Origin of the sequence: Shewanella pealeana ATCC 700345, assembly GCF_000018285.1 — a bacterium.
Taxonomy (GTDB): Bacteria; Pseudomonadota; Gammaproteobacteria; order Enterobacterales; family Shewanellaceae; genus Shewanella; species Shewanella pealeana.
On the sequence record NC_009901.1, the window covers coordinates 5,102,594 to 5,118,243 of the forward strand.

6 protein-coding genes are annotated in these 15,650 nt (G+C 47.9%); 2 read left to right on the forward strand and 4 right to left on the reverse strand.

Annotated elements, in window-relative coordinates:
• Window positions 1-3: 3 nt before the first annotated feature.
• The 4 genes from SPEA_RS22050 to SPEA_RS22065 all read right to left on the reverse strand — a co-directional run bounded on the left by SPEA_RS22050 (window position 4) and on the right by SPEA_RS22065 (window position 14,584).
• Window positions 4-1,317, reverse strand: a complete 1,314-nt coding sequence (locus SPEA_RS22050) for an HlyD family type I secretion periplasmic adaptor subunit (RefSeq protein WP_012157394.1) — start codon at window positions 1,315-1,317, stop codon at window positions 4-6.
• Window positions 1,314-3,434, reverse strand: a complete 2,121-nt coding sequence (locus tag SPEA_RS22055; RefSeq protein WP_012157395.1) for a type I secretion system permease/ATPase — start codon at window positions 3,432-3,434, stop codon at window positions 1,314-1,316. Before SPEA_RS22055 ends, SPEA_RS22050 begins: the two co-directional genes overlap by 4 nt.
• Window positions 3,431-13,432 (reverse strand): T1SS-143 repeat domain-containing protein, encoded by a 10,002-nt coding sequence (locus tag SPEA_RS22060; protein WP_012157396.1) that lies wholly within the window; start codon window positions 13,430-13,432, stop codon window positions 3,431-3,433. The genes SPEA_RS22055 and SPEA_RS22060 overlap by 4 nt, the downstream gene beginning before the upstream one ends.
• 237 nt (window positions 13,433-13,669) lie before the next feature.
• Complete coding sequence (locus SPEA_RS22065; protein ID WP_012157397.1) at window positions 13,670-14,584, reverse strand: LysR family transcriptional regulator; 915 nt, start codon at window positions 14,582-14,584, stop codon at window positions 13,670-13,672.
• Window positions 14,585-14,715: 131 nt separating this feature from the next.
• On the opposite strand from SPEA_RS22065, the gene SPEA_RS22070 reads away from it, so the two are divergent.
• A complete protein-coding gene (locus tag SPEA_RS22070; RefSeq protein WP_041411183.1) occupies window positions 14,716-15,177 on the forward strand; it encodes a VOC family protein in 462 nt (153 codons plus the stop codon).
• A gap of 31 nt (window positions 15,178-15,208) precedes the next feature.
• A complete protein-coding gene (locus SPEA_RS22075; RefSeq protein WP_012157399.1) occupies window positions 15,209-15,589 on the forward strand; it encodes a nuclear transport factor 2 family protein in 381 nt (126 codons plus the stop codon).
• The last annotated feature ends 61 nt before the right edge of the window (window positions 15,590-15,650 follow it).

Sequence of the window (15,650 nt, forward strand, 5' to 3'; positions counted from 1 at the left end):
ACCTTATGGTTCGCGAAGTGCATTTGCTTTAGCGCGTAATAGAGGCTTTAGCCAATAATTTAAAACGGTTTTCTCACCGGTTAATATGTCGGTACTGGCTTGCATTCCTGAAATAATCGGCCAGCCATTGAGTACGTTTTCTTCTGTTTTTATATGGGCTTCGAAATAGGTGGTGCCGTCATCTAGCTGTTGAGCATCCGGGCTCACATAGATCACCTCACCTTTGAGGCCGCCATATATCACGAAGTCATAGGCGGTAAATTTAACGGTTGCCTGCAGCCCAGTGTGCACAAAGGCGATGTCTTTGGGGGCGATTCGAGTTTCAATGATCAAAGCGCCGTCCTGAGGCACTATGCCCATGATTGATTCGCCTGGCTCAACCACCGCACCAATGGAACGCACTAAGATATTGGTCACATTGCCATTGATAGGTGAAACAATTTGAGTTCTAGCCAAGCGATCGGCAAGGGTTTTGATGCTCTCGGTGAGGGCATTGAGTTCATTAATCACTTCATTACGCTCGGCTTCCGCACGGCTTAAGAAGTCTAAAGCCACGGTGAGATACTCAGCTTCGGCTTGATTCTGCGCCGCACGTAGTTGACGACCGTTAGCCTTCGATGCCGATAACTCGCCTTTCAAGCGGATCTCATCACGCTCAAGCTTTAATAGCTCTAGCTCCGCAACCGCGCCCTCTCGCACCGCCGCGCGGGTCATCACGATTTCCTGCTTTACTAACTGCAAACCACTGAGCTGTGCCTGAGTGGTGATCAGCCCCTCTTCTATCGCTTGTACTTTTTGCTCTATCACCTGCGCCGATTGCTCTAACTGTGATGACAACTGAGATAATCGCGAACGATAAATCGCTTTCGAGCGGGTACTGACCGACACATCGAGTGCACTGATTGCCTTCGGCTTGATTAGCACTTTATCGCGCCAGTAGCTCGCTGCATCATCAATAACCACGCTGCTAATCTCTGCATCTAAGCGTGCCTTTTGCCGTTTAAGCGCAGCGGCTTGAATATTGGCCTCATCGTAGGCCGATGCAAAACGAAGTTCATCGAGCAGTAATAGCGGCTCTCCCGCCGAGACTGACTGTCCCTCCCTAACTAATACCTGTTTTAAGATCCCGCCATCTAGACTCTCAATCTGCTGCACGGCTAATGTCGGCACTACCATGCCTTCACCCACCACTACCTCTTCGAGCTTGGCAAATGAGGCCCAGACTAGGGTCACGACAATCAAGGCCGCCACCAGAAAAATCAGTTGGTTAGCGCGCTTAGCACCCTCAAGGTGCTTTATATGGAGACGGCCGCTCATTTCAGCTCTCCTTTCTGACGCACATTCACCGCTTTGATACGACTCTTGCCACGTTGACGCATCTCATCAGGGGTTTGCTCTTGAATGATGCGTCCCTTATCGACCACTAAAATACGGTCACATAAACTCAGCAATTTAGGGTTGTGGGAGGCGATAACTAGGCTGCTATTTTTGACCTGTGATAGGCAGGCGATAATTTGATTCTCGGAGCGCTCATCCATGGCGCTAGTTGGTTCATCCAGTAGCAGTAATTTTGGCTGGCGCAGCAACACTCTTCCCAAGGCAATAGCTTGACGCTGGCCACCGGAAAGCTGACGACCAAACTCACCCACTTGGCTATCTAAGCCGCTTCCCAGTCGATCCATTAACTTATCTATCCCAGAGCTAACTATGATCTCAGCTAATAAGTTCTCATCAACCTTCTTTAAGCCAAATAACAGATTATCCAGCACTGTGCCGTACACCAATGCTGGCTGCTGTGACATCCAACCCACCTGCTCTCTAACATCGCTAATTGCCCACTGGCGGGCCTCTAGTCGGTTATAAAACAATTGACCACTACTAAGTTGATACTGCCCAGCCATAATAGCTAGCAGGCTCGACTTACCCGCACCAGCAGGCCCAAGCAAACCTATCTTCTCTCCAGCTTTAATCTCTAGATTCACCTCGGTAAACGCTGGCAGAGGCTGGTCGGGATAACTAAAGCTGGCATGACGCAATGACAGCGCACCATTAAAGCCCACCGCAGTGCTAGGTTGGCTGGCTTTAACCTGCTCTTGGGGCAATTCCAAGATGGAGCTGACCGCCGTGATAGCCGACTGAGTCTGTTTAAACTTAAGCAGTAACATGGAGATCTGATTAATCGCATTGGCCGCGCGGCCACTTAGCATGACGATGGCGATCAAGCCCCCCATACTCAAGTTGCCCGCGTGAATTTGATACACCCCAGAGATGATCAAGCCTATGGTGACCAACTGCTGACTATTCATCACGCTATGATTGAGGGTGTTAGAGGCAATTCGAGACTCGTTCTGCCAATCGGCCAAGCTGTTGACCGTGTCATCCCAAATACGCTGCGCCTTGGGTTCAGCGTTATTCTGTTTGGTTTCAACCAGTAAGTTGAGGGTTTCTATCAGGTGAGCTTGGCGCTGAGTAGACAGCTGAGAGGTGTGTTCTATGGTCGCCATCAGCTTCTTTTGCATCACAAAGCTAATAATTAACAGCAGCAACATGCAGGCTAATGGCACCAACACCATATAACCGCCTAACCAAGTGATCAGGGCTAAAAACAACAGAGTAAAGGGCAGATCCACTGCGGTGACTAAGGTGGCCGAGGTGATAAAGTCACGAATACTATCAAACTCTTGCAGCTGCTTAGCAAAGGCGCCAGCGGAGGCTGGCCGGCTCTCTAAACGCATGCCCAATACCTTAGAAAACAAGATATTCGACATCTTAATATCGACCTGCTTACCGGCTACATCGGCTAAGCGTGTGCGCGCTTGCTTCAATAACCAATCAAATACAATGGCGATACAGGCTCCCGTTGCTAGCACCCACAAGGTGTCGATGGCCTGATTAGGCACGACACGGTCATACACATTCATGGTAAATAAGGGGGTAACCAGCGCGAGAATATTGATCGCTAACGAGCCAAGCAAGAAGCTGCCGTAAAAAGGTTTAACTTCGTCGAAGGCGGCTAATAACCAATGGCGCTTAACCTCAAGATGATGCTCTTCACTACGGGCATCGGTAATCATTTTGCGTTTAACGTGCCAGCTGTCTTGATAAAATTGCGCCTTAAAATCGCTTGCCGTTATTGGCGAGGCAGTGCCTTTAGCGTCGATAAGTTGCAACTCGCCACTCTTATCTATGATTAACAGTCCTGGCTGATTTTGCTTAGAGACAACAATGGCTGGCAGCGCCATCTTGGACACAGAGAGCTTCTGCTCTATCGCTTCTATCCCTAAGTTATCGCAAGCCTGCTGCAAGTCATGCCCCGACAGCCCTTTTCGGCTAACCATCTGCCGCAACAGCAACTGCTCGCTATAGGCGAGACCGAGCCGTTGACAGAGCGACTCAATCACATTAGCGGTGACGTCTTGCTCGAGTATCATCATGGCTGCTGACTCAATAAGGCCATCTCATCCTCTAAGCGCGATAATGCATCGTCGGGGGGCGTTGCATATTGCAGCTCAGTGTTAGGGCCACTGTTTAGATAATGCTGCTCATCGGCTTGCTGCACACTTTGCTTTATCGCTTCTGTCAGCTCACTAACCACCAGCTCAGCATTGTCATCCTGCTCGACTGGCTGCATAGACTCAGGCTCTATGCCCAAGGCTGCTCGCGGAGACATAGCAAACCCGCTCGGCCCCGCCATAAAGCTAGAGAAAACGACAGGCGGTACATCCACTGTGACGGTAATGGTTTCTACGATACCACTGGCGGTATCTGTACCTAATACCGCTGTAGGGTCTAAGGTGAGGTTTAAAATATCGCCATCTTGTGCGCCAATAACCGTTAAGGTGGCGACATCATCAATATCCACCAGCCATTTATCACCATTTTTATTACCCGCTGATAGCGTCATAGTGTCGGGCACACCGTAGATGGTTAACACACCCGATTCATTGGTCGCCGGATTTTGCAGGGCTAGACCAAGGTTGAGTGCAACATCATTAATATCCGTTGCTAGCACATCTCCAACCTGAGTCCATACAGGTGCATCAACTTCAGGGGTTATCTCCACCTCAAAGTTCAGCACTTCAGCAGTACTTAAGTCTGTTTGTAAGCTGCCTAAAACTGTCGCACTATCGACCGAAGCGATCTCAAGTTGCACATCTAAGGTGCCAAAGGCGAGCTCACCGGGATAAATTTCGATTTGAGTCAAAGGGCTCGTGGTTGAGAGAGTGGCGTAATAGCTGTCGCTAGCGGCATCATATTTAAACGACACGAATTGGCTCCCCACCTTCACACCTTCTAAGTCCACCAGCGCTGAAGCATCATCAGAGGTGACTATCAGCTTCATCGAAATCGATTCTGTCGCATCAAACTCATTGATTTTGGCGTTTAAGTCGATAGTGATGACTTCATCTTCGGTGCTGGTGTATTGGCTGTTTGGAGCCGTAATGACATCAATACCGTCGGCTATGGGTGAAACCCCAACTAGAATATTCGCTGCGCTGGTCACAAAGTCGGTAGTGCCTAGCTCTTGAGTAATAGCTTGAACCGAGAGGGGAATGTCACCGCTAAAATCTAAAGGCGGTTGCAATACCAGTCCGGCTAACTGCGCAGGAGTAGCTGACCAAGAATAAGTTGGCGAACCATTAAAGCTGCCTCCGTCAGTGCCCTCATTAGGCAACTGCACCAAGTTTGCCCCATCTTGGTAATACAGCACCGCGCCACTGGGTACGCCATGAATGGTCAGGTAGATCGCCTCAGAACCATCTTGGTCAATTAAACCTAAGCCGGATGCACCTAAACCAGACAGGTCGATCAGGCTATCCTCTTGACCCAATATGATGTGCGTATCCGCAGGTAATTCTGCGGCATCGGTTACCGGTGTCACCTCTATGGTAAAAGTATTTTCAAATGGTGCCTGATCGGTGACATCGCCGCCATTTATGCTAGCAGTATCGATACTCGTCGCTGAGAACTTCAGCCTAAAGTCGCCACTTAAGTGCTCTGTCGGCACAAACTCGAGTAGCCCCAACGAAAGGTTTAACAAGGCCATGCTGTTGCCAGTAAATTCCCAAGTATCAGTTGTGCCCGCCTTTAACGACCACAGACCTGTGCTGTCACTGATACTGCCGCCATCGAGCAAGGTAATGGTGATCGGGTTGGCGTTATCGCCAAACAGAATCTGCTCCGAACCACCTGTACTAGGGCTTGAATCTGGATCATCTAACACTAGGCTGATCCCAAGTGGAATAGGGGCGTCTTCTAGCATGACTCGATTCGCGATATGTAAACTCACACCGTCGGCAACTGGAACTATCTCAACTTCAAGGCTTTGAGAGTCATCAATTTTAGTGTCACCACTGATGCTATCGGTGGCAATAATACGAATAGGAATATTCAGCTCACCGGCATAATCTTCGCTGATATTATGTAACTTGAGGTTAGCTAGTGACGCGCTAGTGAACACATATTCGATGACATTCTCACCCGTAGCATCATAAACCGCTTTTACATCGCTGCCGCTAAAGTAGCCACCTTCGGGTAAGTCGGAAGCTAGCACTCTAAAGCTAATCAGGTCATTGCTATCAGGGCTAAGCAACTGATTGAGGTGGCCTGAAAAGTCGATAGCCGTATCTTCGATGGCGTCGACGCTTGTTAACAGTAATGCTCCAACGTCTGTTGCTTGGCTATTTGGCGCATCTTGGTCAAAACGCACCAAGAAGTTAGTCTTAATAATGGCGGCATCGTCTCGGTCCTGCACTCTCGCCTCGACGATTATCTGCTCTAAACCTGTGGCAAACTCGCTGATAATCGTCGCACCGCTAAGTAGGTCCAGCGCATACTCTTGCACCGTATCACTCGTCATGCCAGAAACTGGAATAATCCAGCGGCCATCACCATCGTCAATGGCTCCATTAGGGTGCGACACGTACCAACCGTCACCACTCGGCACTATGATCACCAAATAATCCAGTACCTCAGAACCGTCAATATCGCCATCGAAGAACAGTACTTGCCCTGTTAAGTCGATCGCCGAACCATCACTGCTCACAAGCGTTGGCTGCTCACTTTGCAGATGCGTAGTTAAATCGACAACGGCATCGACAACCACTGTGATTTGGCTTGCAACATATTCACTTATTTGTGCACCGGTGTCAGAGGTGTCGGTCACTTGATAGCTCACATCAAAAGAGAAGCTACCGTCGGCATCTTCTGGTGGTACAGCAGCCAGTCGCCCTGAGTTGAGTAACGCGGTAAGTGTTGGGCTAGTACTATCGACTAAGGTACTGACATCTAACCCAGAAACTGGAATCGTTACCTGTGAACCATCTAAGGTCAAAATAAAACCATCAGCGTCCTGATACGGGATAATAAGCCCAGTAATAGTTTCACTGCCATCAATATCGGCGTTGAGGTTGGGCGTAAAATCTAATGGGATGGCTTGGTCTTCAAAACCATAACTCGTCGTAGCCAGCGAAGCCGCATTGGCATCTATAACAGGAGCAATCTCGATATTGACGGTTAGCTCATAATCCGCAGAATCACCATCCAACTCAGTGCTTTGAGCTAAAATGGTAAAGCTAATTTGGCCACTAAAGTCTGTCACCAGCTTTAGGCTTAAACTGGCCAACAGGGTGGCAGACACCCCATATACCGGCTGATTATTAATGAAACCAACCACAGGTAAGTTAACAGGACTTCCACCAGCATCGACAAATATCACCCCATCGGGTAAGCCTGAAATGCGCAGATCGAGTGATTCTGATCCATCGTCGTCAGAGGTGACGATAGTGAAATCGAGAGCTATCGCCTCATCCTCTTTGAAATCAACCAGATTTGATATAACCCCCGTGTCATTATCTATGGTCCAGACATTAGCATCGCCATTAATAATCGGCTTGTCGTTTGCCACTCCCGTCAGGGTCACTGTTACATGATCCACCTCGCTGTAATTCGGGTTGGGGTGAATAATGCCATCGGCGGGATCCTGTCCATCTTGCGAAGTCTCTGTAGCAAAGCTTCTAACCGCGATGGAAAACTCTCCAAGATTAGCCGAGCTAGCGTCGGCGGCAGGAATAAGCTTAGCCACTCCAGAGTCAACTTCAGAAGCCAGTACCGTCCACACATTTCCACTCACCGTCGCGGAAGGAGCATCGATAGACCAACCATCGGGCAAAGTGAGTTCATAACTTAAAATTTCAGAGCCTGAGCTGTCGGTTAATGCTCCTGCTATCACCGCCTTAAGCAAGATAGGCGCATCTTCGTCGCTGCGAATATCTTGGGTAGTTAATGTGGGCTTATCAGCAACCGGTGTGACATCTATGGTTACGGTCTCAAGGGAACTGAGTTTAGTGTCTTTATTGTCACTTTCGGTGGCTTTAGCTTGAATGGTGAAGGTAAATTCCCCGGCAAGGTTTTCTCCCACCGTCGCAATCAGGTTATCTAACTGAAGCTGACTTATCGACATACCATTGCTGATGGCAAGACCTATCGCAGTCAGGCTTAAACCAGCACTGATGTTGTCGATAACATAAGTGACCGTTTCAGAGCCTTGAGGGTCTGAGCCGGTTTCATCTTTTGAAGTCGCCCCCAGCTTAATATTGAAACTTGCGGCATCTTCATTAACCGCATAACTGAACTCGCTACTCGCATCCCATAATGGGGTATCGGCCACAGACTCAACAGTAATCGGTACAGTAGTAGTAACTGCAGGCTTACCCGTAATGTTGACCGTGATGATAAAAGCTGCGCTGGCGGTGGCATCGGAGCCATCTTCTATCGGCTGATAACTCAAATCACCATTAGGAATCGCCACTCGCGTTAATGGGTCCTCACTCAACAGTCCATTGAGAAGAGACAGGATGTAATTACCATCGGCATCCTTTGGCACCTCGGTGCCGTCAAGCATCAATACTCCGCCCTGCAGAGCGGCTGCATCAAACACCATGCTGATAATAAATTCGCCTTCGTCGATATCTCCCGGCCTAGCCTCAACAGCAAAAATGGTATCCGTGTCCTCGATAAACGCGGTATTAAAGACGATGATTGAACCTTCGGCATCTTTAGCAATAAGGGTTAGGGTGTCGGTAGCAATATCACCGTCGGCATCGGTAATTTGCAATAGTACGTCTTCAGTAAACTGAAGCGCGTTGTAGGCAAACTCAAAAGTGGTCACCGTTGCTAAGCCATTTTCATCCACCACCAGCTCACCATATTTAACTGCGGCTGGATTGGCATCAGTAAATAGCTCAATGACGGTTCCTACTGCGTAAGACACGCCTTTATAGGTGATATCAGTAACCTTAGCGCCATCGGCTCCCTGCTCGGCAGAGTTAAACATCTGCACGCTATGCACTTCATTCACGGCTTCAAAAAACTCTAAGGTCTTTGCGGTATCTTCTGGAATATCATCGACTACGGTAACTGTGATGGTCTGCGAGGCTGACTTATCGTTATCGACATCAATTGCGTTCACTTCAAACAATAGATCTAAGCTGTTTTCACCATCGGCATTAGCATGGTCAAAGGGTCTAAACTGCTTAAACTCCACTTTTCCATTGGCATTAAAGCGGATCTGAAATACCTGCTCCCCCCCGGTCTCTCGTGTAGCTACATGCCAGCCGTCACCGTTAGCTGTGGTATTGAGTATGACTTTCTCGGTGCCGCTATAGTAAGTGCCAAAACTAAAGCTATCAGTCAGGGTGATTTCGGCAATGCTGTCACTGCCCGCCGATGTCGATAACAGCTGCGAAGTTGAGATGGGATTCGTACTTGTGAGGATCCCTTCGTTGATATTGAGTTGCAACGGATCGGGCAGTATGGCGTTTTGGCCATCATAGATATCGACTGAGACCTCTCCCGACGAGATGGTGTTATCACTGTCTCGAATGTCGACAGTGACCTTGAGGGTATCAAATAGATCGGCGGCGCCTAAATGGTCAATCGGCCCCAGTAAGTTAAAGTCTAATGCTATGGTTGCCAGCTGTTCGGGGTCAACGGCGACGTCTGTTGGTAAGCGCATGGTAAAGACAAGCTTGCCCTCTGCCGTCACCGCGTCCAACGAAGCACCATCGTCTTTCACCAGCCAAAACAACTTTGAGCCATTTTGAGTCAGAGTGGTACCTGCGGCGTTTTTTACCTCAGCGCCATCAACCACACTAAATGCTACATCAACAATAGGATCTTTGCTCGCGGTGATATTAAAATGACCTGTGGCACTATCTCCGTAAGCGGTAATGGATGGGTCTTCGCTGACATTGAGGCTAATGTCGTTAATTGAGGCGGCAGCGGCATCTTGCACTGTTACCGTCAATGTTGCACTGGCAACATCGCCGTCAAAATCAGAGATTAACAGGCCAAAGTCGATATCTTCGCTAAGTGTCTGATCAAAGGCTTGGTATAGGGTGAAGTCATAGTTTTGATTCAGGCTATCGGCGCTAGCACTCCAACTGTGACTCAGCTCAATGACAAAAACCGGATCGCTCACATTGCCGAGGTGGGCGGTTAACGTCAGTCCATCGACACTCAGGCTATATTGAATATCTACCCCGCCCGCGGTCAGTTTTGGTTGCAGCGCCGTTGCCGCAAATGACACGCTGGACACAGTATCACTGCCCACCAGCACATCGAATGTGCCACTTTGGCTGATAGGATCATTGACCAGTAAACCTTCATCGAAGGTTAGCTGAGTGATATTTGCCAATGCAGCAGAATTACCGTCACTCACATTCCAGGTTAATCTCCCTTCCTGTATATCGGTACCATCAAGATCCATCGCAGTGACATCGGTAATGATCTCGAGCAAATTAGTGCCAAGATGATCCAGTGGCGCCGACTGGGTGAAAGTAGCATCGACACTGAGATCATCCCCGACATTGCTTGCCGATAATACGATGGTAAATACGGTAATCGGTGACGCCTCATCGGTGAAAGCGGTCAAGGTTTTACCGTTATTCGATAGCACAAACTTCAACGCGATACCGCTGCTAGATAAGTTTTGGTTCTGCAGATGAAACGGAGTGAGTGCAGTAAAGCGAATGGTGTCAGCTTGTAAGGTGTCCGAGCCAGCGGTAACGCTAAAGGTTTCAGTCGTCACCTGCGGGCTAGCATCGATATCGCCCTCTTGGCTCGCTCCTATCACATCAGTCATACCACCAGGCGCGCCATCGCCGACGGTGAAGGTCGCATTCGCCGTTGCTTCGCTGCCATCGGAATCCAACACCGTATAAAATAGCTCAACAACTTGTGCTTGAGTGTTATCGAGATTTTCTGCGATCATGAAGCTCCAGCTACCGTTGGACTGAATAGTCATGATCCCTTGAGGCGTAGCAATAACCGCTGGCACTGCAATAGACACTGGATAATCGACGCCATCATAATGCACCGAGGTCAGGGTTAAAGGTCCTTCGATGGTATAATCGTTACCGAATAAAGAGCCGACTGCGCTGGTGTCCTCAATGACAAACTCATGATCATCGAAAGCGAACGGGCGAGTGTCGCGAATATTAAGCACGGCATAGGTGATGATCTCTTCTGATGTGCCGTCAGCATCAGTTTGCAGGCCACTTAAACGAATGTAGCTCAGCACATTACTGTTATTCAGCTCATCCATAGGCTGAAATAAGGACACATTCAGATCTGTCCCCGACAGATTTGCCGTCATCACTGTCTCACCATCACCGAGACGGATAAGGGTAAATGACTGCCCGTCAGCAGCCACACTGATGCTTAACGCTTGCCCCTCAGAGCTGAGGGTTAATAGCCGACTCTGCTCCGCCGTTATGCTTAAAGCGGCATCGGGGATCTCAATAGGAATCGTGACACTGGTGCTTAAGCTGATGTTGAGTGCAGCTTCATATATCGAAGCAATCGCAGGCACAAATAGCGTCGGCATAGCATCGCTCGCACTGTTACCCGACTTATCGCTAACCTTAACATCGAGTGACCATGGCGCTTGACGATCTAGTCCTGTTACGTCTAAATCTGTAAACGACCAGCTACCACCAGCCTCAACCAGCGCAGTAAAGGTTAACGCATTAATACCATCTGTTAGCGTCAGCTCAACGGCTTGACCAACCTCTACACCTGTTGTTATCCCGCTCAGTGACTTCTCGACACCATAGATAAACAAAGCCGCATCAAATCCATCAGCTCCGGTATCGATATCGATACTAATTTGGGTATCGAGAGTGACCGTATTTGTTCCGGTTGCTGGGTTACCCGCTAAATCTGCAGTATCGGCCTGCAATGATAACTGGCCATCGGCAAATATCGACAAGTCGACATTAGGAACCTGCCATTCACCGTTAACGACAACCGCATTAAAGCTGGCGGTTTTACCATTAATGTCGACCACAGTGACGACGACCGGTCGGCCATCTTCGATATTAATAACTGTGCCGGCGAGTGTTGCATTTGTCGATTCGGCGGCATTAATTAAGCCATTATCATCGACTATTTCGACGGTGATCGTCGCCAAACTATCTTTATCGACTGCGACATTTGCCTCAACTAAGTTGCCTGCGATATCGCTAGCACTCGCAGTAAAACCTAGGCTGCCATCCGCTAAACTCGAAACATCGGCGTCATCTATCTGCCAGCGGCTATCAATCACTGTTGTGGTAAAAGTTAATGCCTTTCCCTCTACATCGGTCACGGTAATAGTGACCAACTGGTTATCTTCAATATCGGTGACACTGCCCGACATATCCAGCAGCAACATCTCGCTGGCATTGATCACGCTATCGCTACCAGTTTCAACTTCAATGCTAATTGAGGCCAAGATATCCACGGCAATTGTATCGCTTGCTGTGGCTAAGTTACCCGCCATATCTGTTACCGAAACAGTGGCACTTAGGCTCCCATCGGCAAAACCCGACAAATCCGCACCGCTCAGCTGCCATCCGCCAGCCACGACAACTGTGGTGAAGCTCCGCTCATGACCTAGGGGATCACTAAAAATAACAGTAACAGTCTGGCCATCTTCAATATGACTGACGCTACCACGCACATGGACGGCTTGCTGCTCTGTGGCATTGATTACATCATCGCTATCGACAAACTCTATCGTCACCGAGGCTAATGTATCTTTGGTAATCGTACTGGAACCTGTAGCAAGATTGCCTTCTAAGTCTGAGGTTACCGCCCTTAGTGTTAACGCTCCCTCTGCAAGAGAAGACAGGTCGACGTCATCGACCACCCATGTGCCATTACGGGTCACGCTAGTAAACAGCAGGGTGTGACCTTGACTATCGGTCACCGAAATCTCTACCGGCCGACCATCTTCAATATTGAAGACCTCACCAATGAGTGTGGTGGCTAGCACTTCTGCCTGATTAAGTAGGCCATTATCGTCAAGTGTTGTTATCGTGATGCTCGCCTGAGTATCTTTATAGGCTTCATCGGTTGCACTCGCGGGGTTGCCCGCAATATCCAGTGCATCAACGTCAAAGGTCAATGGCCCATCGGTAAGGCTTGAGAGATCCGCATCCTCTAACAGCCATAGTCCATCCACTATTGTGGTTACAAAGCTAAGTTGATGACCATCAACATCGGTCACGGTAACTGTGACTGCTTGGCCCTGTTCAATATTTTTAGCTTCACCCTTCATATCGACAGCGAGCACTTCCTGCTCGTTGATCACTGTATCTTCGCCAGTATCAACTTCTATCGAGATCTGCGCTAAGGTGTCTTTAATGCTGCTATCAAACCCGTCGGTGACATCACCGGGGTAAGTTAAAGCTGTAATGGTCGCGGTTAGCTCGCCTTCAGCAAAAGATTGCAAATCTAAGTCACTCAGCTGCCACGCTTGCTGCTGTACTATGACCTCAAAGTTCTGTTGTTGGCCAAGGCTGTCAGTCAGCGTTAGCTCTAACAGCTGTCCATCTGCGGCTTTAATCGCTTGACCAGATAGAGTGACGCTTGGAGATTCGAATCGGTTGATGTAACCGTCAATATCGATAAATTCAACGGTTAAAATGATGGGGGCAAAGGAGTCTTGTTGGTTAGTGCTGAACTGACTGCTGGCGTCTTTGGTTAAGTTATCCCCTTGGGTATCAAATCCTGAGTCGGCAATAACAGCATCTTCATCATGCTCTACGACCTGATAAAATAAACTGGTTCCCTGTTGATGCTCGTTATCTGTTGCCGGCTGATTATCACCCTGATACTGCAGGCTTAACTGACTATCAGGGCCATCATTACCAAGGTTGGAACCACTAATAACACTTTGAGGAATAGTGACTCTCATACCATCAAACACGCCGTAGAACTCGCCATTCGCATCCGTCTGCAACTGTTCGGGGCTCAACTTGTAAATGGGGATGTCAGCTTGGATTTGATAAGGCAAGATCATGACCCATTGGCCATCAGCGGTTACCGCCCAAACCACCGCATCTAGCTGTATATAATAAATCACCTTGGCACTTAGAGTCGGCATCTGAAAATATCCTTTTAACTTCAGTTACTACAGCATTCCGATAAGTTATCGATGCTCTAGTATATATTGACTTTTGCAACCTTCTTTTACAAGTTTAATACAGAGAGTTAACTTACGTTCTAAGGAGGGTGCTGCCAACTTAAGCAGCTAAATAGCAGCTAAATAGCAGCTAAATAGCAGTACAGGATAAAATCAGAACCAAGACCATTGTAAATGTTTGATAAGAACTGTTAATCACTAAAATTCATCCCAATATGCAGATCCGTTCCCTAGTTTTTCAATAACATAATCTAAAAACACTCTTACTTTTGCAGGCAAATAGTGACGCTCAGGGTAGATAGCGTTGAGCTTTTTGCTCGGCATTGTATAGTCTTTAAATATAGCAACCAGATCCCCCCTCTGAATGGCAGCTCCAGCAACAAATGTGGGGAGCCGTGCCGCCCCCATACCAGCTATAACCGCATCTCTAAGTGCAGCGCTATTATTAACTCGATAGTTTCCTGTTACTTTGACTTTGAATTCATCACCATTGTTAGCGTTAAATTGCCATACATCGGCATTTTTGGAATAGCTATAAAGTATGCAGTTTAGATCGGCTAACTGGGAGGGAGATGTAAGCTGTTGTCGGTGTTTTTGATAAAACGAGGGAGATACGCAAACAACGCTATGCAAAGGAACTAACAGACGTGCGATTAAGTTCGAATCGACCAAGTCATCGGCACGAATCGCCAAGTCAAAGCCCTGTTCAATCAGGTTGATTTCATCATCATCCATCACAAGGTCAATCTGAATCTCAGGGTAACGCTCAATAAACTCAGGGATAAGCGAGGCCAAATGCATTTGCCCTATCGTCATCGGCACTTGAATTTTTAACAAGCCTTTTGGTTCACCTTGTAGCTCACTCACCGCATCTTCAGCCTGCTTTGCGGCACGATTGGCTTGAGATGCATATTGATAGTAACGCTCTCCAGCCTCAGTCAGACTAAGGTTACGGGTAGAGCGATAAAATAAACGCGCCCCAAGCTGCTGTTCTAATTGCGTGATACGTTTGCTTACTGCTGACTTTGAAATACCCAATACACGAGCGGCACTGGAAAAACCGGCACTATCTGCCACAGCAACAAAGATCGGAATAGCATTAAAAGTGTCCATTTAATCCTGCTATTGGTTGAGAAAAACTCAACTCTGAGTCTACTTGTTAGCATATTGTTTATCAAACTCGATGATTTAAAGTAAGCCCATCAAATTTAATACTGCAATCAAAAGTTAATTAAGAGGTGTTTATGGTGCGCTTAGAGCATGTGAATTTAGTCGTAAAAGATATTCAACCTACATTGGTGTTTTTGCTAACAGCATTTCCAGAGTGGCGTATCCGTGGTGAAGGGGAGATGGCTTGGGGGAGTGATGAGCATGCATCAAGCCGTCATTGGTTACATGTTGGTGATGATGACTACTACCTCACCCTGAACGACAGCGCCGTTGGAGAAATCAGAGATGTTAAAGGCATTGAACCTGGTGTCGCCCACATCGGCTTTGTCGTCGATGACCTACAAGCTGTAATAGACCGTCTAGCGGCTGAAGGTTTTAACCCTGACATAAAAGGACGCATACATCCGTTTCGACAAACCGTTTACTACAACGACCCCGCAGGCTTGCAGTTTGAGTTTCTGCAATATGCGAGTGATAAGCCTGCCGAGAAAAATATGTATGGTGGCGAGTCTGACGAATTGCAGAAGAAAAACTAACGTTTGTATTTTTAGCTATAGGGAAAGCAAGATGAACATTCAAGAAATCAATACTTTGGTACAGAAACTGTATCAGGCCGTGGATAACAAAGACCTCGATTATCTCCAGAACAATCTGGCAAGCAAGATCCGTTTCCGCCTTGGTAATAACCCAGCAGCTACAGACAAATCCGCTATTCTGGAGGGGAATAAACAGTTTTTCTCTAGCATAGAATCGATGAAACACACTATAGAAGAGGTTATTTATCAGCCCGCTGATAGCTCAGGTACGGTTAGTGCCAGCTGCCATGGCACTGTAGATTATGTTCGCTTGGATGGGAGCAAACACTCAGCGGTATTCTCAACGTTTTTAAAAGTGCAAAATGGTTTGATTACCGACTACCTAATCTTTGCCGATTTATCGGGTTTGTAAAAGGCTCGCTCTCTTCGTCAGCCTGAAACCTGCTAAATTAATTCAATGAAGACAATTCATC

Coding starts and splice junctions, on each gene's coding strand:
- SPEA_RS22050 (WP_012157394.1), bottom strand. CDS start 1,317: ATGAGCGGCCGTCTCCATATAAAGCACCTTGAGGGTGCTAAGCGCGCT.
- SPEA_RS22055 (WP_012157395.1), bottom strand. CDS start 3,434: ATGATGATACTCGAGCAAGACGTCACCGCTAATGTGATTGAGTCGCTC.
- SPEA_RS22060 (WP_012157396.1), bottom strand. CDS start 13,432: ATGCCGACTCTAAGTGCCAAGGTGATTTATTATATACAGCTAGATGCG.
- SPEA_RS22065 (WP_012157397.1), bottom strand. CDS start 14,584: ATGGACACTTTTAATGCTATTCCGATCTTTGTTGCTGTGGCAGATAGT.
- SPEA_RS22070 (WP_041411183.1), top strand. CDS start 14,716: ATGGTGCGCTTAGAGCATGTGAATTTAGTCGTAAAAGATATTCAACCT.
- SPEA_RS22075 (WP_012157399.1), top strand. CDS start 15,209: ATGAACATTCAAGAAATCAATACTTTGGTACAGAAACTGTATCAGGCC.